Annotated in this window: 17 protein-coding genes; 9 read left to right on the plus strand and 8 right to left on the minus strand. The window is 74.2% G+C overall.

Annotated elements, in window-relative coordinates; translation table 11 throughout:
• The first annotated feature begins 60 nt into the window (after positions 1-60).
• Genes ACH4OA_RS11750 through narI form a run of 4 tightly spaced genes read left to right on the plus strand, consistent with a single transcriptional unit; the run spans position 61 to position 6,564 of the window.
• Positions 61-3,756, plus strand: a complete 3,696-nt coding sequence (locus tag ACH4OA_RS11750; RefSeq protein WP_397968809.1) for a nitrate reductase subunit alpha — start codon at positions 61-63, stop codon at positions 3,754-3,756.
• Entirely contained in the window at positions 3,756-5,351 is a 1,596-nt protein-coding gene (gene narH / locus ACH4OA_RS11755) for a nitrate reductase subunit beta (protein WP_397968811.1), read from the plus strand. The genes ACH4OA_RS11750 and narH overlap by 1 nt, the downstream gene beginning before the upstream one ends.
• Entirely contained in the window at positions 5,351-5,845 is a 495-nt protein-coding gene (gene narJ / locus ACH4OA_RS11760) for a nitrate reductase molybdenum cofactor assembly chaperone (RefSeq protein ID WP_397938649.1), read from the plus strand. Before narH ends, narJ begins: the two co-directional genes overlap by 1 nt.
• The gene (gene narI, locus ACH4OA_RS11765) at positions 5,842-6,564 is read left to right on the plus strand and encodes a respiratory nitrate reductase subunit gamma (RefSeq protein WP_365875390.1); all 723 of its coding nucleotides are present in this window, start codon (positions 5,842-5,844) and stop codon (positions 6,562-6,564) included. The genes narJ and narI overlap by 4 nt, the downstream gene beginning before the upstream one ends.
• Positions 6,565-6,639: 75 nt before the next feature.
• Here narI and ACH4OA_RS11770 read toward each other — a convergent pair whose 3' ends face one another.
• The 3 genes from ACH4OA_RS11770 to ACH4OA_RS11780 form a co-directional block, all read right to left on the minus strand.
• Positions 6,640-7,065, minus strand: coding sequence for an OsmC family protein (locus ACH4OA_RS11770; protein WP_365875388.1), 426 nt, complete (start codon positions 7,063-7,065; stop codon positions 6,640-6,642).
• Positions 7,066-7,180: 115 nt separating this feature from the next.
• Positions 7,181-9,325 (minus strand): phage holin family protein, encoded by a 2,145-nt coding sequence (locus ACH4OA_RS11775; protein ID WP_397938651.1) that lies wholly within the window; start codon positions 9,323-9,325, stop codon positions 7,181-7,183.
• Positions 9,326-9,468: 143 nt separating this feature from the next.
• Positions 9,469-9,900: a hypothetical protein gene (locus tag ACH4OA_RS11780; protein ID WP_365875384.1), complete on the minus strand. Its 432-nt coding sequence runs from the start codon at positions 9,898-9,900 to the stop codon at positions 9,469-9,471.
• Positions 9,901-9,984: 84 nt separating this feature from the next.
• On the opposite strand from ACH4OA_RS11780, the gene ACH4OA_RS11785 reads away from it, so the two are divergent.
• Entirely contained in the window at positions 9,985-10,758 is a 774-nt protein-coding gene (locus tag ACH4OA_RS11785; protein WP_397969025.1) for an MBL fold metallo-hydrolase, read from the plus strand.
• Positions 10,755-11,375: a VTT domain-containing protein gene (locus tag ACH4OA_RS11790; protein WP_365875382.1), complete on the plus strand. Its 621-nt coding sequence runs from the start codon at positions 10,755-10,757 to the stop codon at positions 11,373-11,375. The genes ACH4OA_RS11785 and ACH4OA_RS11790 overlap by 4 nt, the downstream gene beginning before the upstream one ends.
• Before the next feature lie 36 nt (positions 11,376-11,411).
• Here ACH4OA_RS11790 and ACH4OA_RS11795 read toward each other — a convergent pair whose 3' ends face one another.
• From ACH4OA_RS11795 to ACH4OA_RS11805, 3 genes are all read right to left on the minus strand, one after another.
• A complete protein-coding gene (locus ACH4OA_RS11795; protein WP_365875380.1) occupies positions 11,412-12,470 on the minus strand; it encodes an MBL fold metallo-hydrolase in 1,059 nt (352 codons plus the stop codon).
• The gene (locus ACH4OA_RS11800; RefSeq protein ID WP_397948333.1) at positions 12,467-13,738 is read right to left on the minus strand and encodes an aminotransferase class I/II-fold pyridoxal phosphate-dependent enzyme; all 1,272 of its coding nucleotides are present in this window, start codon (positions 13,736-13,738) and stop codon (positions 12,467-12,469) included. Before ACH4OA_RS11800 ends, ACH4OA_RS11795 begins: the two co-directional genes overlap by 4 nt.
• 215 nt (positions 13,739-13,953) lie before the next feature.
• Complete coding sequence (locus ACH4OA_RS11805) at positions 13,954-14,895, minus strand: hypothetical protein (protein WP_397968813.1); 942 nt, start codon at positions 14,893-14,895, stop codon at positions 13,954-13,956.
• Between the two features lie 310 nt (positions 14,896-15,205).
• On the opposite strand from ACH4OA_RS11805, the gene ACH4OA_RS11810 reads away from it, so the two are divergent.
• The 3 genes from ACH4OA_RS11810 to ACH4OA_RS11820 all read left to right on the plus strand — a co-directional run bounded on the left by ACH4OA_RS11810 (position 15,206) and on the right by ACH4OA_RS11820 (position 18,092).
• Positions 15,206-17,002, plus strand: coding sequence for a thiamine pyrophosphate-requiring protein (locus tag ACH4OA_RS11810; protein ID WP_397948329.1), 1,797 nt, complete (start codon positions 15,206-15,208; stop codon positions 17,000-17,002).
• Between the two features lie 76 nt (positions 17,003-17,078).
• On the plus strand, positions 17,079-17,456 hold the full coding sequence (locus ACH4OA_RS11815; protein WP_365878835.1) for a DUF2795 domain-containing protein: 378 nt from the start codon (positions 17,079-17,081) through the stop codon (positions 17,454-17,456).
• Positions 17,457-17,549: 93 nt separating this feature from the next.
• Entirely contained in the window at positions 17,550-18,092 is a 543-nt protein-coding gene (locus ACH4OA_RS11820; RefSeq protein WP_365878837.1) for a type 1 glutamine amidotransferase domain-containing protein, read from the plus strand.
• Between the two features lie 75 nt (positions 18,093-18,167).
• On the opposite strand, the gene ACH4OA_RS11825 is transcribed toward ACH4OA_RS11820, so the two are convergent.
• Positions 18,168-18,455, minus strand: a complete 288-nt coding sequence (locus tag ACH4OA_RS11825; protein WP_397938663.1) for a DUF6158 family protein — start codon at positions 18,453-18,455, stop codon at positions 18,168-18,170.
• Positions 18,456-18,780: 325 nt separating this feature from the next.
• Entirely contained in the window at positions 18,781-20,400 is a 1,620-nt protein-coding gene (locus tag ACH4OA_RS11830; protein ID WP_397938664.1) for an ABC-F family ATP-binding cassette domain-containing protein, read from the minus strand.
• Positions 20,401-20,801 lie beyond the last annotated feature (401 nt).

Below are 20,801 nucleotides of genomic sequence, written 5' to 3' on the forward strand. Positions count from 1 at the left end.
CAGGTGGGTTGCCGGGGCCGCCCCTAGGTTCGGAGTACCGGGTGAACCTAGGGAGCGCACGTGACCGACACGCAGACACCGCCGCGCGAGCCCGGCGCGGCGCTGCTGGCCGCCGGCCGTTTCTTCCGGCCCGGCACGCCCGCGCCCGACCTGCACAGCGTGACCCTGACCGGCGGCCGGCAGGCGGACGCCTTCTACCGGGACCGGTGGAGCCACGACAAGGTGGTGCACTCCACCCACGGGGTGAACTGCACCGGATCGTGCCGGTGGAAGGTGTACGTCAAGGACGGGATCATCACCTGGGAGACCCAGGAGACGGACTACCCGTCGGTGGGCCCGGACCGGCCCGAGTACGAGCCGCGCGGCTGCCCGCGCGGCGCCGCGTTCTCCTGGTACACCTACTCCCCCACCCGGGTGCGCTACCCGTACGTCAGGGGCGTGCTGCTGGAGATGTACCGGGAGGCCAAGGGCCGGCTGAAGGACCCGGTGCTGGCCTGGGCGGACATCCAGGGCGACCCGGAGCGGCGCCGCCGCTACCAGCGGGCGCGCGGCAAGGGCGGTCTGGTGCGGGCCCGCTGGGAGGAGGCGGTGGAGATCGTCGCCGCCGCGCAGGTGCACACCATCAAGGCCCACGGCCCGGACCGGATCGCCGGGTTCTCCCCGATCCCGGCGATGTCGATGGTGTCGCACGCGGCCGGCGCCCGCTACCACTCGCTGATCGGCGCGGCCATGCTGTCGTTCTACGACTGGTACGCCGACCTCCCGGTGGCCTCGCCGCAGGTCTTCGGCGACCAGACCGACGTGCCGGAGTCGGGCGACTGGTGGGACGCCGCCTATCTGGTGATGTGGGGCTCCAACGTGCCGGTGACCCGGACCCCGGACGCCCACTGGATGGCGGAGGCGCGCTACCGCGGCCAGAAGGTCGTGGTGGTCGCGCCCGACTACGCCGACAACGCCAAGTTCGCCGACGAGTGGCTGCACCCGCACCCGGGCACGGACGGCGCGCTGGCCATGGCGATGGGCCATGTGATCCTCAAGGAGTGCTACGTCGACCGGGAGACGCCGTTCTTCACGGACTACGTCCGCAAGTTCACCGACCTGCCGTTCCTGGTGACGCTCACCGAGCGGGACGGGGCGTGGGTGCCGGCGAAGTTCCTGCGCGCCGCCGACGTCGGCCAGGACGGCGAGGGCGCGCAGTGGAAGACGGTCGTGCTGGACGGGGCGACCGGCCGCGCGGTGGTGCCGAACGGCTCGCTGGGCTTTCGCTGGACCGCGTCGGGCGAGGGCCGCTGGAACCTGGAACTCGGTGACGTCGAGCCGCTGTTGAGCCTGTACGGCCAAGAGGTCGCGGTCTCGCTGGAGGTGCTGCTGCCCCGGTTCGACACCGAGGGCGGACCGCACGGGCAGGGGCGCGGCGAGGTGCTGCGGCGCGGGGTGCCGGTGACCCGGCTGGGCGGTCCGGACGGCCCGCTGGTGACCACGGTGTTCGATCTGCTGCTGGCCCAGTACGGGGTGGCGCGGCCCGGTCTGCCGGGCGACTGGCCGGACTCCTACGACGATCCGCGCACGCCGGCCACGCCCGCCTGGCAGGAGGCGCACACCTCGGTGCCGGCCGCGCGGTGCGTGAAGATCGCCCGGGAGTTCGCGCGGACCGCCGAGCGGTCCCGGGGCCGCTGCATGATCCTGATGGGCGCCGGCACCAACCACTGGTTCCACTCGGAGACCATCTACCGCGCCTTCCTGGCCCTGCTCCAGCTCACCGGCTGCCAGGGCCGCAACGGCGGCGGCTGGGCGCACTACGTCGGCCAGGAGAAGTGCCGTCCGGTGACCGGCTGGGCGACGCTGGCCGCCGCCTCCGACTGGGCCCGCCCGCCCCGGCAGATGATCGGCACCGCGTACTGGTACCTGCACACCGACCAATGGCGCTACGACCGGTTCGGCGCCGATGTGCTGGCCTCGCCGCTCGGCGAGGGCCGGTTCGCCGGGATGACCGCGGCCGACTGCCTGGCCCTGTCGGCCCGGGCCGGCTGGATGCCGTCGTACCCCACCTTCGACCGCAATCCGCTGGAGCTGGGCGAGGAGCCCGGCGACCCGGTGGCACGGGCGGTGGCCGGACTGCGCGCCGGCACCCTGCGGTTCGCCTGCGAGGACCCGGACGCGCCGGAGAACTGGCCGCGCGTGCTCACCCTGTGGCGGGCCAACCTGCTGGGCTCCTCGGCCAAGGGCGCCGAGTACTTCGCCCGGCACCTGCTGGGCACCCACTCCTCGCTGCGCGCCGAGGAGGCCGCGCCCAAGGAGCGGCCCCGGGACGTGGCCTGGCGGGAGCGGGCCCCGGAGGGCAAGCTGGACCTGCTGCTGTCGCTGGACTTCCGGCACACCTCCTCCACCCTGCTGTCGGACGTGGTGCTGCCGGCGGCCACCTGGTACGAGAAGCACGACCTGTCCTCCACCGACATGCACCCCTATGTGCACGCGTTCACCCCGGCCGTCGACCCGCCCTGGCAGGCCCGCACCGACTTCGACACCTTCAAGGCGCTCGCGGAGAAGCTGAGCGAACTCGCCGTAGATCACCTGGGCGTGCGCCGGGACCTGGTGGCGAGCCCGCTCCAGCACGACACCCCGGGCGAGACCGCCCAGCCGGGCGGGACCGTGCGGGACTGGCGGCGCGGCGAGTGCGCGCCCGAGCCCGGCCGGACGATGCCGAACCTGGCCGTCGTGGAACGCGACTACACCGCGGTAGGCGCGAAGTTCGCCGCGCTCGGCCCGCTCGTGGAGGAACGGGGCCTGCCCGCCAAGGGCATCACCCTGCGGCCGGACGAGGAGGTCGCGCACCTGCTGCGGCGGAACGGCGCGGTGCGCGGCGGTCCGGCGGACGGGCGCCCGGCGCTGGACACGGCGGTGAAGGCGGCCGACACCATCCTCGCCCTGTCCGGCACCACCAACGGCCGCCTGGCCACCCAGGGTTTCCGCACCCTTCAGCGGCGCACCGGGCGGGAGATGGCCCACCTGGCCGCCGAGCACGAGGGCAAGCGGGTCACGTACGCCGACACCCAGGCGGCGCCCGTGCCGGTGATCACCTCACCGGAGTGGTCGGGCAGCGAGGCCGGCGGCCGGCGCTACACCGCCTTCACGCTCAACACCGAGCACGGCAAGCCCTGGCACACCCTCACCGGCCGCCAGCACTTCTTCCTGGACCACGACTGGATCCACGAACTCGGCGAGGCCCTGCCGGTCTACCGGCCGCCGCTGGACATGCACCGGCTGTTCGGCGAACCGGTCCTCGGCCCGGACGGACAGCGGCAGGTGACGGTCCGTTACCTCACCCCGCACAACAAGTGGTCGATCCACTCCGAGTACCAGGACAACCTGTTCATGCTGGCCCTGTCCCGGGGCGGGCAGACCATCTGGATGTCCCCGGGGGACGCCGACGCGATCGGGGTGCGGGACAACGACTGGGTGGAGGCGGTCAACCGCAACGGCGTGGTGGTGGCCCGCGCGATCGTCTCGCACCGCATGCCGGAGGGCACCGTCTACATGCACCACGCGCAGGAGCGCACGGTGAGCGTGCCGAGGACGGAGACCACCGGGATGCGCGGCGGCATCCACAACTCCCTCACCCGGCTGCTCCTCAAACCGACCCATCTCATCGGCGGCTACGCCCAGTTGACCTGGGCGTTCAACTACCTGGGCCCGACGGGCAACCAGCGCGACGAGGTCACCGTCATCCGCCGCCGCGCCCAGGAGGTGGAGTACTGATGCGCCCCATGGCCCAGATCGCGATGGTGATGAACCTCGACAAGTGCATCGGCTGCCACACCTGTTCGGTCACCTGCAAGCAGGCGTGGACCAACCGGCGCGGCATGGAGTACGTCTGGTTCAACAACGTGGAGACCCGCCCCGGGCAGGGCTATCCGCGCCGCTACGAGGACCAGGAGAAGTGGCGCGGCGGCTGGGAGCTGAACCGGCGCGGCGCGCTGAAGCTCAAGGCGGGCGGCCGGCTGCGCAAGCTGGCCGGGATCTTCTCCAACCCCCGGCTGCCGGAGATCAAGGACTACTACGAGCCCTGGACGTACGAGTACCGGAACCTCACCGACGCCCCGCTCGGCGACGACTACCCGGTGGCCCGGCCGGTGTCGGCGATCACCGGCAAGCCGATGAAGATCGAGTGGTCGTCGAACTGGGACGACAACCTGGGCGGCGCCCCGGCCTACGGCGACCTGGACCCGATGGTGGAACGGACCCGCCAACAGGCTTCCGAGAAGGTGCGGTTCGCCTTCGAGGAGACGTTCATGTTCTACCTGCCGCGGATCTGCGAGCACTGCCTGAACCCGTCCTGCGTGGCCTCCTGTCCGTCCGGGGCGATGTACAAGCGGGCCGAGGACGGCATCGTCCTGGTCGACCAGGACGGGTGCCGGGGCTGGCGGATGTGCGTGACCGGATGCCCGTACAAGAAGGTGTACTTCAACCACGCCACCGGCAAGGCCGAGAAGTGCACCCTGTGCTACCCGCGGCTCGAGGTCGGCCTGCCGACGGTCTGCTCGGAGACCTGCGTGGGCCGGCTGCGCTACCTCGGCGTCCTGCTCTACGACGCCGACAAGGTGACGGCCGCAGCCCGCGTACCGGACGAGAAGGACCTGTACGAGGCCCAGCTCGGCGTCTTCCTCGACCCGGACGACCCCGAGGTGCTGCGGGCCTGCGAGGAGGCGGGCATCCCGCGCGACTGGACCGAGGCCGCCCGCCGCTCCCCCGTGCACGCGCTGATCAGCCGCTACCGGGTGGCGCTGCCGCTGCATCCCGAGTACCGGACGCTGCCGATGGTCTGGTACATCCCGCCGCTGTCGCCGGTGGTGGACGCGCTGGCCGAGACCGGGCACGACGGGGAGGACGCGGGCAACCTGTTCGGCGCGATCGACACCCTGCGCGTCCCGCTGGAGTACCTGGCGGAGCTGTTCACGGCGGGCGACACCGCTCCGGTGCGCACGGCCCTGGAGCGGCTCGCCGCGATGCGGTCCCACATGCGGGCGCTCAACCTCGGCGAGGAACCGGACCCGCGGGCCGCCGCGGCGGCCGGTCTGGGCCCGGAGGAGATCGAGGCCATGTACCGGCTGCTGGCGATCGCCAAGTACGAGGAGCGCTACGTCATCCCGACCGCCGCCGTCGGTGACGCCCGCCGGCTGGAGGAGTCCGCGGTGCCCGGGGAGTGCAGCCTCGACGTCGCCGGCGGGCCCGGCATGGGCGGCGACGGACCGTTCGGCCGGGACTCCGGCCGCCGCAGGCTGCCGCTGGTGTCCGTGGAGAACTTCCATCTGCTGCGCCGGCGGCAGACGTCCGACGACGCCAAGGAGGCCTGATGCCCTCGGACGCGGTGTTCTACCAGGCGGCGGCCCTCTGCCTGACCTACCCGGACGAGGACTTCGCCGCCCGGCTGCCGCTGCTGCGCGAGGCCGCCCCGCAGTTGCGCGCGTTCACCGACCACGCGGCCGTCACCCCGCTCGCGGACCTCGCCGCGCACTACGTGCAGGTCTTCGACCTGAAGAACCGGCACAGCCTGTACCTGAGCTGGTGGCACGACGGCGACACCCGGCGCCGCGGGATGTCCCTGGTCCGCTTCAAGGAGGTCTACCGCCGGCACGGCCTGGAGTTCAGCGGCGAGGAGCTGCCGGACTTCCTGCCGGCGGTGCTGGAGTTCACCGCGCGGACCGGCGACACCAGCCTGCTGACCGGACACCGCGAGGCGCTGGCGGAGCTGCGGGCGCGGCTGACCGCCTGCGGCACCCCGTACGCGGGCGTCCTGGACGCGGTGTGCGCCACCCTGCCCGCCGCACCCTCCGGAGCGCGCCGATGACCGTCCTCCTCTGGGGCGCCCTGCCCTACACCGCCTTCGCCCTGCTGGCCGCCGGCCTCGTCTGGCGCTACCGCTACGACAAGTACGGCTGGACCACCCGCTCCTCGCAGGTGTACGAGTCACCGCTGCTGAACATCGCCTCCCCGGTCTTCCACTACGGCATCCTGTTCGTGCTCGTCGGGCACCTGGTCGGGCTGTTCGTGCCGGCGTCCTGGACGGACGCGGCCGGCGTGCACGAGCGCGCCTACCACCTGTTCTCGCTGTACGGCGGAACGGCGGCCGGGGTGCTCACGGTCGCCGGCATCCTGCTGCTGGTGTACCGCCGCCGCACCCGCGCCCCCGTCTTCCGCGCCACCACGGCCAACGACAAGGCGATGTACCTGCTGCTGTGCGGCGCGACCGTGCTCGGCATGGCCGCCAAGCTGTCGCACACCACCGGTGCGGGCTACGACTACCGGACCACGATCGCGCCCTGGGCGCGCAGCCTGTTCACGCTCCGGCCGCGGATCACGCTGATGGAGGGCGTGCCGGTGCTGTACCAGGTGCACGCGGTGGCCGGGATGGTGCTGATCGCGTTCGTGCCGTACAGCCGGCTGGTGCACATGTTCAGCGCGCCGGTGCAGTACCTCTTCCGCCCGTACGTCGTCTACCGGACCCGGGACCCGCGGCAGCTCGGCCCGCGCGCGGACCGGCGGGGCTGGGAACGGCTGGGCGGCTGAGCGGCTGAGCGGCCGGAAACGGCGCGGGTGCCGCGCCCCGGAGAACGGGGCACGGCACCCAGGAACGTCCGGGCGTCAGGCCAGCTCGGCCGTCAGGGTGATCTTCGTACCGCTCAGCGCCTGGCTGACCGGGCAGTTCTTCTTGGCGTCCTCGGCGGCCGAGGCGAAGCCCTCCGCGTCCAGACCGGGCACCTCACCGCGGACGGTGAGGTGGATGCCGGTGATGCCCTCGCCCGGCTGGAAGGTGACGTCGGCCTTGGTCTCCAGCCGGGTGGGCGGGGTGCCGGCGCCGGCCAGGCCGTGCGAGAGGGCCATGGAGAAGCAGCTGGAGTGGGCGGCGGCGATCAGCTCCTCGGGGCTGGTCTTGCCGTTCGCCTGCTCGGCGCGCGAGGGCCACGACACCGGCTGCTGGCCGATGCCGGAGGAGTCGAAGGTGACGACTCCGTTGCCTTCGAGCAGGTTGCCTTCCCAGACGGTGTGCGCGGTGCGCGTGGTTGCCACGATGCTTCCTTTCGCGAGTGTCGCGGTGCCGGGGTTCCCGGTCTCCCTATCCGATCACATCCGGGCCCGCGGCACCGCGCGGACCGCCCCACCCGGTGTGAACGGCGGATGTCCCTCAGGCGGCCTGTTCCTCCTCCGCCGCGGCGGCGACCGGCACCTGGGGGCCGCTCAGTTCGCCCAGCCAGCGGCGCAGGACGGCGTGCACCTGCTCCGCGCCGGCCGGCTCCCGCCCGTCCGCGGCCGGCGCCGACAGGTCCGCCGGGGCGAGCAGGAACGGGCGCGACTGGGCGCCGCCGAGCCCGCCGTGGGAGCCGATCTGCTCCTCGAAGGCGAGGACTTCGCCGTCGGCGGGTTCGTAGGCGGAGTTCACCATGATGTCCGCGGTGTGCGGGAAGGCGTGGGTGCGGCGGACGGCGTCGGCGGCGCCGGGGCCGAAGCGGGCCAGCGGGCCGGGCTCGTCGTCGAGCGCGGCCAGCGGGATCTCGGCGCCGTGGGCACCGAGCACCACGCCGTCGTGCTCCTCGCTGCGCACCAGCAGGAAGCCGATGCCGGGGTGGTTGGCGAGGGTGGTGAGCAGCGCGGGGTGGCGGGCGTCGATCTCCTCCTTGGTCATGCGGTGCGGCACGTCCGGGAAGGAGACCAGGCCGAGGTTGCCGGAGGCCAGCACGACCGGCTCCCGAGAGGGCGCGGGCTCCCGGCGCCCGCCCTTCTCCTCCACGGGCCGGCGCAGGGCGGCCCGGACGGCGGCGCGGGCCTCGGCGCCGCTGCGGGTGCGGCCCGCCTTGCGCGGCACGGGCAACCCGCAGCCGGCCCGGACCAGATCGCCGAGGGTGAGGCCGTAGCGGGCGCGGAACGTCTCCCCCGGGCTCTGGCCGTGGTCGGACAGGACGACGATGCGGTAGGGGCGCGGGGCGTGCTCGGCGACGCGTTCCAGCAGGGCCAGGCAGCGGTCGAGGCGTTCGAGGACCTTCTCGGCGTCGCGGCTGTGCGGCCCGGAGTGGTGGGCGACCTCGTCGTAGGCGACCAGGTCGGCGTAGACGACGGTGCGGCCGGCGAGCATGTCGCCCATGACCGCGGCGACGACGACGTCCCGCTCGACGACGGTGGCGAAGGCGCGGACGAGCGGGTAGAGCCCGCCGCGGCCGACCCGCGGGCGCCGGCCCCGCAGCCGGGCGCGGGTGGACTGGCCGATCTCGCGGGCCACCTCGGCGACGAAGGACAGGGCGGTGCGGACGGCGTTGGCGGGGTCGCTGAAGTAGGCGAAGTAGCCGGCGCGGGACCGGTTGCCCCGGCCGCGGCGGCGGGTCGCTATGGACAGCACGAGGGCCTGTTCGCCGGCGCCGCCGCCGAACAGGTTGCCGCGGCTGGCGCCGTCGACGGCGAGCAGCCCGCCGTCACCGGTCCGCAGGACGGCACGGCGCTGGAGTTCGGCCGCGCTCGTCGGCCGGTTGCAGACCATCACCTCGCCACGGTCCTTCTCGTACCAGCGGAAGGCCGGCACGTCGAAGGTGCTGCCGTGCAGGATGCCGAGCTGGCTGGCGCCGGTCTGGCTGGACCAGTCGGTGCGCCAGGGGGTGAGCCGGTGGGTGGGCCGGCCGGGACCGGTCACGGGGTGCGGGCCGCCGGCCGGGGCGCGCGTGCCCCCGCCCGGCGGCCGGGTGTCGCCGGCGGTCTGGGACAGCCAGCGGGCCACCGTCGGCATCAGGCCCTTGCGGACCGCGTCCGTGAGGACGTCGTGGCCCACGCCGTCGAGCTGGACGCAGACCAGGCCGGGCGCGGTGGAGCAGGGCGGCTGTGCCCGGCGGCCGCGGGTGGCGAGGCGGTGCAGCCGGCGGCGGTACGCCTCGTCGTCGCGCACGGCGAGGGCCGCGCCGGTCGCGGAGGCGACCGCGGACATCACGGCGGCCACGATGACGGCGGTCTCGGGGGCCGCCTCGCCACGGCCGTAGGGGTTGGCCCGCAGGGCGAGCAGCAGCAGCGAACCGTTGAGGAAGAAGACCAGCAGGCCGAGGACCAACGCGGGCACGAGCAGCAGCAGACGCACCAGCAGCGGCCAGACCACGGCCGACAGGACGCCGAAGGCACCGGCGCCGCAGACGGCGGTGACCGCGATGCGCGTGGCGCTGTCACCGTCGGCGGACTGGAGCCGGAAGTCGGGCAGGAGCCCGGCGAGGACCAGCATGGTGACCGTGGAGACCGCCCACACGGCGACGCTCCGTCCGACCTGACTGGCGATCCGCCGCCACCGCACGCCTCGCACGCCCCGTACACCTCACGTCCCGGCCCTCCCCCGCCCTCCGGGCCGGGAGGGACCCGCCTCTCGCTCCACCGGGCCGGTCGGCCCCGGCCCCACCCTGTCACACGGGACACGGCGGGCCGGACGGGCGGCCGGGCGGGCCCGCGTCACCCGCCGTCGTAGCCCGCCGTCGGCATGGACAGGCGGCGGTGCACCCGCGCCTTCATCTGCGCGTCGTACGACGGCTCGGCGCGCCCGACCGTCTCCACGCGCACACCCCGGCGCGCGCACTCGGCGGTGAACTCCTCCACCGACGACAGCGCCCGGCGCAGCACCCGCAGGCTGGGCGCGACGAACACGTCCGCGCCGGGCCGCACTCCCTCCCATAACGCGCAGTGGTCGACGCGCAGTCCGCCGAGGAGGAGTTCCCGCGCGACGACGTAGCCGCGCTCGGCGGCCCACCGGGCGCACATGGCGTGCTGGCTGCGCGAGTCCACCAGGAAGGGGTCGGCCTCCAGTTCCTCCAGAGGTGTCAGGCTCGCGATGGCGGTGACCCGCACCGGCGTGAGCACGCCGGAAACACCCCGCAGCTGTCTCATGGCACTCCCCTCACCTCCGGTTTTCGCCGCCGACCCTACTCCTGCCCGTAGGCTTCGGGGAGTCGCGTGAAGGAGGCGGAGAAGGTGCCGGTGGAGATCACCTGGTGGGGTCACGCCACCTGTGTGGTGGAGGATGCGAACGTCCGGGTGCTCACCGACCCCCTGTTCGCCCGCCGGCTGGCGCATCTGCGCCGCCGCCGGGGTGCCGTGCCTCCCGCCGCGGACCGGCGCGCGGACGTGGTGCTCGTCTCCCACCTGCACGCCGACCATCTGCATCTGCCCTCGCTGGCCTCGCTCCGTCCGGGCGCGCGCCTGCTCGTGCCCCGGGGCGCACCACGGGCGGTACCCGGACTGCGCCGGCTCCGGCAGTTGCGCATCACCGAGGTGGCGCCCGGGGACGAGGTGCGGATCGGCGAGGTGCTGGTCCGGGTGGTGCCGGCGCTGCACGACGGGCGGCGGCTGCCGGTGGGCCCGCACCGCTCGCCCGCGCTGGGCTACGTCGTGGAGGGCGAGGCGCGGACCTACTTCGCCGGGGACACCGGCCTGTTCGACGGGATGGCGGAGCAGGTCGGGCCGGTGGACGTGGCGCTGCTGCCGGTGGGCGGCTGGGGGCCGTACCTCGGCGAGGGGCACCTGGACGCGGGCCGGGCCGCGCGGGCGCTGGCCCGGCTGGCGCCGCGGGTCGCGGTGCCGGTGCACTACGGGACGTACTGGCCGCTCGGCATGGACGCGGTGCGCCCGCACGAGTTCCACGCGCCGGGCGACGAGTTCGTGCGGCTGGCCGCGGCGGCCGCGCCGGAGGTGGCGGTGCACAGGCTGGGGCACGGGCAGAGCGTGCGGCTGGAGGTCGCGCGGTGACGTGGTTCGCCGACGCGGCCGGCGCCCTGACGCCTGAGGCCGCGCACCAGGCGGCCGGCTACCCGTCGTTGTTCCTGCTGGTGCTGATCGGGGCGCTGGTGCCGGTGGTGCCGACGGGCGCGCTGGTGAGTTCGGCGGCGGTGGTGGCCTTCCACCGGTCGGCGCCGTTCGCGCTGCTCTGGGTGTTCCTGGCCGCGTCGCTGGCCGCGTTCCTCGGGGACGCGGCGCTGTACTGGCTGGGGCGGCGCGGGATGCGGTCGAAGAACGGGTCGCGGTGGCTGGAGGCGATCCGGGCGCGGGCACCGGAGGACCGGCTCGCGCAGGCGCGGGCGAAACTGGCCGCGCACGGGACGGCCGTGCTGGTGCTGTCCCGGCTGGTGCCGGCCGGGCGGATACCCGTGATGCTGGCGTGTCTGATGGCCCAGTGGCCGCCGCGCCGGTTCGCGCGCGGGAACCTGCCCGCGTGTCTGGCCTGGACGGCCACCTATCAGGTGATCGGTGTGCTGGGCGGCTCGTTGTTCAAGGAGCCGTGGGAGGGGGTCGTGGTGGCGGTGGTGCTGACCGTCGTCGTCAGCGTGGCGCCCGGGCTGTGGCGGCGGGTCCGGGCCGCCGGCTGAGCCGGGACCGGAGGGAGCCCGCCGCCTGAGGCGGGGTCAGCCGAGCACCGCCGAGCCGCCGATCGGCAGGTCCCACAGGTCCGCGCGGTCCCGTCCCGCCTTCTCCCAGGCCGCCCGCACCCGGGTGAGCGGCTCCAGGACCGGTTCCGCCGAGAGGATGAACGTGCCCCAGTGCATGGGGGCCATGCGGCGGGCGCCGAGGTCGACGGTGGCCTGGACCGCTTCCTCCGGGTCGCAGTGGACGTCGCTGAGCCACCAACGGGGGTCGTAGGCGCCGATGGGCATCAGGGCGAGGTCGATGCCCGGGTAGCGGCGGCCGATGCGGGAGAACCAGTGGCCGTAGCCGGTGTCGCCGGCGAAGTACAGGCGCTGCCCGTCGGGCGCGGTCAGCACCCAGCCGCCCCAGAGGCTGCGGCAGGTGTCGGTGAGGGTGCGCTTGGACCAGTGGTGGGCGGGCACGAAGTCGAAGCGCACACCGGAGAGTTCGGCGCCCTCCCACCAGTCCAGCTCGGTGACGCGGGTGAACCGGCGGCGGCGGAACCAGGGGCCGAGCCCGGCGGGCGCGAACACCGGGGTGTCGCGCGGCAGCCGGCGCAGGGTCGGGGCGTCCAGGTGGTCGTAGTGGTTGTGGCTGATGACGACGGCGTCCACGCGCGGCAGGTCTTCCCAGGGCACGCCCACCGGGGTGACGCGGGCCGGGGTGCCGAGGATGCGGCGGGACCAGACGGGGTCGGTGAGGACGGTGAGCCCGCCGACCTGGACGACCCAGCTCGCGTGGCCCGCCCAGCTCACGGCGAGGGTGCGGGCGTCGACGCGGGGCAGCGGGGCCGGCGCGTACGGCAGGCGGGGGATGTCGGCGAGACCCTCGGGGCCGGGGCGTACGGCGCCTTCGCGGGCGAAGCGGGCGAGGCCCTTGAGTCCGGGCAGCGGCGCGGTCAGCCGGTCGTGGAAGGCGCGCGGCCACACCCGGTGTTCGCCCAGCGGACGCGGCTCGGCCAGCGGGGGGAAGGGTACGGCGCCGGGGACCGGTGTGCCGGGTACGCCGGCCGCCGTGGTCGTCGCGGCCGGGCCGGGCTCGTGCGTCTGCTGCGTCATCGAGGAGGCTCCCATCGCTGAGCGTCGTCGCCAAGTTCGTCGAAGGCCGACCGCAAGGAGGCCAACGCGCGGTGCAGGTGCGGCAGTTCCAACGGGGCCGGGGAGGTGAGCCCCTCCGCGCGCTCCTCGTCCGTGCCGCCCAGCAGCGGCCCGGTGGAGAGCCGTACGCGCAGCGCCCCGAGGTCGTCGCCGAAGCGGTGGCCGCCGGGGGCGGGCATGCCGAGCCGGGCGGTGAGGAAGTCCTCCAGTTCCTGCGCGTCGCCGACGCCCCGGGCGGCCAGCGGCTCGCGGAGCGGGGCGAGGTCGGCGTACAGGTGACGGCCGGCCGCCGGGGGCCGGGCGAGCGCGCCGGCGGCGACGACGGCGGCGTGCGCGGCGGCGGCCACGCGCGCGTGCAGCCGTACGGCGGCCTCCCGGCGCTCGACGACGGGCGGCGGTTCGTCCAGGGCGTAGCCGGCGGCCGCGGCGACCGGTCCGGCGAGGGCGGCGCCGAGACCGGTGAGGATGTCCAGCACGCGCGCGTGCAGGTGCCGGCCGGCGCCGGTGGCCGGGAAGCGGGCGACGGCGGCGGGCCAGGCCGGGGGCAGCAGGGCGCCGGCCAGGTCGGTGACGACGGTGACGGCGTCGGGCCACATCTCGGCCGGGCTGAGCAGGACGGTGCCGTGCGGGGCGTGCACGGTGTCGCGCCAGGTCTCGTCGCTGACCAGGTGCAGGCCCTCGGCGGTGGCGGCCTCCACGGTCTCGTGCAGCAGTTCGGGCGGGGCTACACCGGCGGTGGGGTCGTCGGCGACGGACAGCACCAGCAGCCGTGGGTCGCCGCCCTCGGCGCGGACCCGGCGGACGGTCTCCAGCAGCGCGTACGGGTCGGGCACCCCGCCGCTCTCGGGAGGCGTCGGCACGTGGTAGACGGGCCGGCCCAGGATCCGGGCGTACGGCGCCCACCAGGCGGCGCAGGGCCGGGGCACGAGGACGTCGGCGCCGTCTCCGGCGAGCGCGGCGGTCAGGGCGAGCAGCAGGGCGGGCGCGCCGGGGCCGGCGGCCACCTGGTCGGGGACGCTGGGCAGCCCGCGCCGGGTCCAGTAACCGCAGGCCGCTTCCAGCAGTGCGGGGGCGCCGCCGACCGGCGGTGCGTCGGCGCGGCTCGCGGCGGCGGCGAGCACGGCGGACAGTTCGGGGAGCACGGGCAGGCCGTCGCCCGGGAACGGCGGGCCGTAGCGGACGGGACCGTGGTCCTCCCGGCGGCCCCGCCCGGAGTCCGTGCGCCGCATGTCCGCCTCCGCGAGTCCGTGGTGCCGTGCCGCCGCCCGGCCCGGGCCGGGCGGCCGTCCCGGGCCGCCGCACCCGGGTGGGCGGGGCCCGGAAGTGCGGCGGGTGCCACCGGCGGGGCCCCTGGTGCCGCCCTCGGGAGGGTGTGTACCCGCCGCGCGGCCGTCCATGGCGCCGCCCCGAGTTGCCCAGGTCACATCCGCGGCCTCTCGGAGCCCTAGGCGGACCGGCCCGCCGCGGACCGTACGCGGCCGTACACCCGGTAGCCGGCGCCCGCGCAGGCGACGGCGATCAGCGCGGCACCGGCCGCGAGCGCCGGCACGGAGTCCCCGAAGACGCCGCCCTGGCCCGCGTCCACGCCGTGCTGGACGGCGGCGGGCGCACAGCCGTCGGCGCCGGGCGCGTCACCGCAGCCGTGACCACCGCCCGCACAGTCCGCGCCCGCGCACTCCTGCCCGCCGCCGTCCCGGCCACCGCCGTCCTTCCCGCTCCCGTCCCAGCCGCCGCCGTCCGGTCCTCCGCCGTCCGGGCCGCCGCCGTCGTGCCCGGCGGTGTCGTGTCCGGCGCCACCGTCCTGCCCGGCGTCCGCGCGCCCGGCACCGCCCAGATCACCACCGCCCAGGTCACCACCCGGGCCGATACCGCCCAGGTCACCACCGCCCGGACCACCACCGTTCAGCTCACCACCGCCCGGGTCGGCACCGCTCGGAGCACCACTGCGCGAGCCACCCACGGCCTGCCCTCCACCGGTCTGGCCCCCACCGACCTGCCCTCCTCCCTCCTGCCCGCCGCCGAGCGGGTCGGCGCCGAGCGGCCCGGACACCTCAGCCCCGGGCTCCCTCCACCCGGCCCCGTCGTCGCACGCCGGGCCTCCCGGCTCGCCCTGGGCCGGGACGCCGGCACGCAGGCGGGCGGTACCCGGGTGGGGAGGACCGGCCGCGGTGCCGCCGGTACCGGAGGCACCGTCCGGGTGCCCGGTGCCCTGCGCGGCGGCCGGCGGGGTGGCGGCGAAGGCGTCCGGGAGCAGCAGACCGGTGCCGGGATCGCAGGACGCGGGGACGGCAGGGGCGGCGGGGGCGGCGGAGACGGCCGGCCCGGTGAGGGCGAGCACGGCACCGGCGGCGAAGGCGGCGGACAGGGCGCGGGCGGTGCGGCGCATGGGAGGGACTCCTCGGCAGGCTGCGGCGGGCGGTCGGACGGCCGTGCGCCGGCGCACCGGTACCACGGCGACGCCGTACGGCGCCCGGCCACGGGGCACGGTTCGGTGCCCTCGCTGTCATGACAGCCCGGCCGGCGCCGTACCGCGCGCGGCCGGAGCCCATTCGCGCGACACGCGGGGCCGGCCGGGTGACGGCACGCGCGGAGCCCGCACCTTCGGGCGCGCCGGAGGTTTTCCGGCTGCCGCGCAGGTGACTCGGTACCCGCTGGACCCGACCGTCCGCTTCGTACCGCACCGGGGAGGTCTCTCCATGGGCACCAAGGTTTCGGACCACATCCTCGAGCGCCTGCGCGCCTGGGGCGTGGAACAGGTTTTCGGCTATCCGGGCGACGGCATCAACGGGCTGCTCGCCGCCTGGGGCCGCGCCGAGAACCACCCGCGGTTCATCCAGTCCCGGCACGAGGAGATGTCCGCCTTCGAGGCGGTCGGGTACGCGAAGTTCAGCGGACGTCTCGGGGTGTGCGCGGCGACGTCCGGACCCGGCGCGATCCACCTGCTCAACGGCCTGTACGACGCGAAGCTGGACCACGTGCCGGTGCTGGCGATCGTCGGCCAGACCAACCGGACCGCGATGGGCGGCTCCTACCAGCAGGAAGTCGACCTGCACACGCTGTACAAGGACGTCGCCTCCGAGTTCGTGGAGACGGTGACGGTGCCCGAGCAGTTGCCGAACGTGCTGGACCGGGCGATCCGCACGGCGTACGCCCGGCGCTGCCCGACCGCGCTGATCATCCCGGCCGACGTGCAGGAACTGGACTACTCGCCGCCGACGCACGCGTTCAAGATGGTGCCGTCCAGCCTCGGCATGAGCGAGTACACGGCGACCCCGACGGACGAGGCGCTGCGCCGGGCGGCGGACGTGCTGAACGCGGGCGACAAGGTGGCCGTCCTGATCGGGCAGGGCGCGGCCGGCGCCATCGCGGAGGTGCAGGAGATCGCCGAGATGCTCGGCGCGGGCGTGGCGAAGGCGCTGCTCGGCAAGGACGTGCTGAGCGACGAACTGCCGTATGTGACGGGGCCGATCGGACTGCTCGGCAGCCGGCCCTCGTACGAGATGATGCGGGACTGCGACACCCTGCTGACGATCGGCTCGTCGTTCCCGTACACGCAGTTCATGCCGGAGTTCGGCAAGGCGCGCGGAGTGCAGATCGACATCGACCCGCACATGATCGGCATGCGCTATCCGTACGAGGTGAACCTGGTCGGCGACGCGCAGGCGACGCTGCGGCGGCTGATCCCGCTGCTGACGGCGGACGGGCGCGGGCGCGAGTGGCACGACACGGTGTGCGCGAACGTCAAGCGGTGGCACGAGACGATGGAGCGGCGGGCCGGGATGTCGGCCGATCCGATCAACCCGGAGTACGTGGCGCGGGCGCTGGACCCGCTGCTGCCGGACAACGCGATCCTGACGTCGGACTCCGGTTCGGTCGCCAACTGGTACGCGCGGCACATCACGATGCGGGCCGGCATGCGCGGTTCGCTGTCCGGGACGCTGGCGACGATGGGCCCGGGGGTGCCGTACGCGATCGGGGCGAAGTTCGCCCACCCGGACCGGCCGGTGTTCGCGCTCGTCGGGGACGGCGCGATGCAGATGAACGGGCTCGCGGAGATGATCACGGCGGCGAAGTACCGGGACAGCTGGCCGGATCCGCGGCTGGTGGTGGCCGTGTGGAACAACCAGGACCTGAATCAGGTGACCTGGGAGATGCGGGCCATGGAGGGCGCGCCGTCGTTCCTGCCCTCGCAGTCGCTCCCGGACGTGCAGTACGCGGCCTTCGCCCGTTCGCTCGGTCTGACCGGCATCCGGGTGGAGAAGCCGGAGGACGTGGAGGCGGGCTGGCGGGCCGCCCTGGAGGCGGACGGCCCGGTGGTGATCGAGTTCCTCACCGACCCCGCCGTACCGCCGATCCCGCCGCACGCCACCTGGGAACAGCTGCAGGCCACGGCCACGTCGGTCCTGAAGGGCGACGCCGACCGGGGCGCGATGGTCAAACAGGGCCTGAAGGCGAAGATGCAGGAGTTCCTGCCGGGCCGGACCAAGCACTGACCGTACGGCACGAAGGCCGTGTCGGACGGGTGGCAGTGGGTACGCGGGGCGGACCTTCGACCCTCTGGAGGGAGATATGCAGCGAGGCAGTGACCGGCTGAGCGTCCATCGCGACGACGAGATGAAGCATGAACTGAAGGGTCTGCTCCAATCCGGCCATCCCACGCGCGTCGAGGAGTGGCACGACCCGGAGCCGGCCGCGGACGACGATCCGGAGGTCTGGAGCGGCCCGGTGGGCGGTCTGGGATCCCCGGCGTCGCTGGAGCGGACCCGGCTGGAGCTGGCCCGGCACCTGAGCCGGCACGCCTTCCCCGCGCAGCCGGGCGAGCTGGCCCGCGCGCTGCGCCGGAGCAACGCGCCCGGCGGGCTGATCGACGGTGTGGCCGGTCTGCCGCACGGGGACCGGTACCAGAACGTGCAGCAACTGGCGCAGGCGCTGACCGGCGGCGCCTGAGCCATGGCCGGGCCAGACGGGGGCCAGGAGAAGGAAGCGGCGCGCCCGGGCCTGCGGGGCGGCGCCGCGGAAGCTGAAAGGAGACTGGACGTCATGCGTATCGCGTTTCTGGTGGCACCGGAGGGTGTCGAGCAGGTCGAGCTGACCGAGCCGTGGAAGGCGGCCGAGGGCGCCGGGCACGAGCCGGTGCTGGTGTCGACCGAGTCCGGGAAGATCCAGGCGTTCAACCATCTCGACAAGGCGGACACGTTCCCCGTGGACGAGGTGGTGTCCGAGGCGTCGGCCGGGTCGTTCGGCGCTCTGGTGCTGCCGGGCGGGGTGGCCAACCCGGACTTCCTGCGGATGGACGAGAAGGCCGTCGCGTTCGTGAAGGAGTTCTTCGAGGGCGGCCGGCCGGTCGCCGCGATCTGCCACGCGCCGTGGACGCTGGTGGAGGCGGACGTCGTGCGCGGCCGGGTGCTCACGTCCTGGCCGAGTCTCGCCACGGACATCCGCAACGCCGGCGGCACCTGGGTGGACGAGCAGGTGAAGATCTGCGACCACGGTTCCAACCAGTTGGTGACCAGTCGCAAGCCGGATGACCTGAAGGCGTTCTGCGAGGCGTTCCTGCACGTGTTCGCCGGTGAGGCCGGCTGATCACCGGATGGTGTGATGCGTAAGGGCCGGCCCCGGCGGGGCCGGCCCTTTTCTGTGCGCGCGGTACCGCGGATGTCAGGTGCCGGACGTGCCCGGGGTCGCCCCCTCGCCGCTGCCGCGCTCACGGGCGCCCTCGCGGGTGCGGGCCGCGCTGACCAGGCGGCGCGGGTTGCGGCGCAGGTACTCGCCCTCCAGTTGCGCCATGCGCTCGTTGTGGACCCGCAGCGCGTCGTTCGAGCCGTACAGGAGGGTGTCGTGGCGCGTGCGGTGGATCGTCTCCAGCTCCTTCATGAGCTGCTGGTCGTCCAGCCGGCTGGGGTCGACTCCGGTCATGGTGGTGCCCCGCTCGTCGTGTTCGTTCATGGCCTACGGGTACCCGCCCGGCGCGCACTGCCTCCGAGTGATTTCCGGGAGGGACCCGGGGCACCGGGTCCCTAGGGTCTTTCGTTTGGATCATGCCGGGCTCGCGGGCCCTGGCACCTCCCCCAAGCTCTTCGAGCAGGGGGTGCCCCCAGCGGCGTTGTCGTCGGTTGCCATGGCTCCGCCATGGCGCCCTCCTCCGCCTTGCGATGCACGGCACCAGACCCCGCTCCCTGATCCGGCCTGATCCAAACGAAAGACCCTGGGTCCACTGTACGAACTTCCGGGGTGACGCGCCGGTGGGCGTGCCGGGCCGGGGCGGTCCGGATCACCTGCTCCGCTCGACCCGCCGTTCGTCCCAGACCGGCTCCGCGGTCTCGCGGACCCGGCCGTCGCTGCCGAAGACCAGGAAGCGGTCGAAGGAGCGGGCGAACCAGCGGTCGTGGGTGACCGCCAGCACTGTGCCGTCGAACGCCTCCAGCCCCTCCTGGAGCGCCTCGGCGGACTCCAGGTCGAGGTTGTCGGTGGGCTCGTCCAGCAGCAGCGCGGTGACGCCGGCCAGCTCCAGCAGCAGGATCTGGAAGCGGGCCTGCTGTCCGCCGGAGAGCCGGTCGAAGGACTGCTCGGCCTGCCGGGTGAGTTCGTAGCGGCGCAGCCGGGACATGGCCGCGCCCCGGTCCTGGGCGTGCTCCTGCCAGAGGATGTCGAGGAGGGGGCGGCCCTGCAGTTCCGGGTGGGCGTGGGTCTGCGCGAAGTGGCCCGGCACGACCCGGGCGCCCAGTTTCCACCGCCCGGTGTGCGCCACGTCCTCGCCGGCCAGCAGCCGCAGGAAGTGCGACTTGCCCGAACCGTTGGAGCCGAGGACGGCGACCCGTTCGCCGTAGAAGACCTCCAGGTCGAACGGCCGCATCAGACCGGTCAGTTCGAGTTCCTCGCAGGTGACGGCCCGTACGCCGGTGCGGCCGCCCTTCAGCCGCATGGTGATCTCCTGCTCGCGGGGCGGCTCCGGCGGCGGTCCCACCTCCTCGAACTTGCGCAGCCGGGTCTGTGCCGCCGCGTAGCGGGAGGCCATCTCGTGGCTGACGGCGGCGGCCTGACGCAGGCTCAGCACCAGCTTCTTCAGCTGGGCGTGCTTCTCGTCCCAGCGGCGGCGCAACTCCTCGAAGCGGGCGAAGCGTTCGCGGCGGGCCTCGTGGTACGTGGCGAAGCCGCCGCCGTGCACCCAGGCGTCGGCGCCGGCGGGGCCCGGTTCGACGGAGACGATCTTCTCGGCGGCGCGGGCGAGGAGTTCGCGGTCGTGGGAGACGAACAGGACCGTCTTCCGGGTCTCCTTGAGCTGTTCCTCCAGCCAGCGCTTGCCGGGCACGTCGAGGTAGTTGTCCGGCTCGTCCAGCAGCAGCACCTCGTCGGTGCCGCGCAGCAGCGCCTCCAGCACGAGCCGCTTCTGCTCGCCGCCGGACAGAGTGCGCACCTGGCGCCACTGGGCGCGCTCGTAGGGCATCCCGAGGGCTGCGGTGGTGCACATGTCCCACAGGGTCTCGGCCTCGTAGCCGCGCGCCTCGGCCCAGTCGGCGAGGGCCTGGGCGTAGCCCATCTGGGCGGCCTCGTCGTCGACGGTCATCAGGGCGTGCTCGGCGGCGTCCACGGCCCGCGCGGCCTCCCGGAGGCGCGGCGGGGCGACGGAGACCAGCAGGTCCCGTACGGTCGTCTCGTCGCGTACGGAGCCGACGAACTGGCGCATCACACCGAGGCCGCCGCTGACGGTGACGGTGCCGCCGTGCGGTTTCAGCTCACCGGAGATCAGCCGCAGCAGGGTGGTCTTGCCGGCGCCGTTCGGGCCGACCAGCGCGACGGTCGCCCCTTCGCCGACCCGGAACGAGACATCGCCGAGCAGGGCCCTTCCGTCGGGCAGGTAGTACTCCAGGTGCGCGGCTTCCAGATGTCCCATGGGCAGGCATTGTGCGGGGCCCCCGGCACCGGGGGCAAACCCATATCCTCCGGCACCGCGCACCACCCGTCCGGGGTGGCTCCGGCGTCGCGGCAGGCGGGCCCCGGTCCCGGCGGAGCTATCCGCTCTATGCAAGCACTTTCAACAATCTGCCGCTGGCCCTCACGATCGCTCCCAGTCCGCCAGACGCCGTGCCCGGGAGCCTGATCGACATGTTTTCCCGTGCCCGTGCGACCGCGGCACGGCCTGCCCATCCGATGTCTCGCATGAAAAAATTTGCGTCATCTTGCGCAAGGGTCCGGCGACGCTTCCGGCGGCCGGAGCGCGGCCGGGAGGTGATGTCCGGATGTCAGCGCGGAGCGGCTGCCGGGGAGCCCGCACCCCTGCGACCAGCCCCAGGG

The sequence above is a fragment of the Streptomyces sp. NPDC017095 genome (assembly GCF_044332325.1).
Classification (GTDB): domain Bacteria; phylum Actinomycetota; class Actinomycetes; order Streptomycetales; family Streptomycetaceae; genus Streptomyces.

What these genes read in the sequence shown, in the direction of transcription:
- ACH4OA_RS11820 (WP_365878837.1), top strand. Translation starts at nt 17,550, where the DNA reads ATGCGTATCGCGTTTCTGGTGGCACCGGAGGGTGTCGAGCAGGTCGAG.
- ACH4OA_RS11780 (WP_365875384.1), bottom strand. Translation starts at nt 9,900, where the DNA reads ATGAGACAGCTGCGGGGTGTTTCCGGCGTGCTCACGCCGGTGCGGGTC.
- ACH4OA_RS11830 (WP_397938664.1), bottom strand. Translation starts at nt 20,400, where the DNA reads ATGGGACATCTGGAAGCCGCGCACCTGGAGTACTACCTGCCCGACGGA.
- ACH4OA_RS11815 (WP_365878835.1), top strand. Translation starts at nt 17,079, where the DNA reads ATGCAGCGAGGCAGTGACCGGCTGAGCGTCCATCGCGACGACGAGATG.
- ACH4OA_RS11795 (WP_365875380.1), bottom strand. Translation starts at nt 12,470, where the DNA reads ATGACGCAGCAGACGCACGAGCCCGGCCCGGCCGCGACGACCACGGCG.
- ACH4OA_RS11825 (WP_397938663.1), bottom strand. Translation starts at nt 18,455, where the DNA reads ATGAACGAACACGACGAGCGGGGCACCACCATGACCGGAGTCGACCCC.
- ACH4OA_RS11805 (WP_397968813.1), bottom strand. Translation starts at nt 14,895, where the DNA reads ATGCGCCGCACCGCCCGCGCCCTGTCCGCCGCCTTCGCCGCCGGTGCC.
- ACH4OA_RS11810 (WP_397948329.1), top strand. Translation starts at nt 15,206, where the DNA reads ATGGGCACCAAGGTTTCGGACCACATCCTCGAGCGCCTGCGCGCCTGG.
- narH (WP_397968811.1), top strand. Translation starts at nt 3,756, where the DNA reads ATGCGCCCCATGGCCCAGATCGCGATGGTGATGAACCTCGACAAGTGC.
- ACH4OA_RS11800 (WP_397948333.1), bottom strand. Translation starts at nt 13,738, where the DNA reads ATGCGGCGCACGGACTCCGGGCGGGGCCGCCGGGAGGACCACGGTCCC.
- narI (WP_365875390.1), top strand. Translation starts at nt 5,842, where the DNA reads ATGACCGTCCTCCTCTGGGGCGCCCTGCCCTACACCGCCTTCGCCCTG.
- narJ (WP_397938649.1), top strand. Translation starts at nt 5,351, where the DNA reads ATGCCCTCGGACGCGGTGTTCTACCAGGCGGCGGCCCTCTGCCTGACC.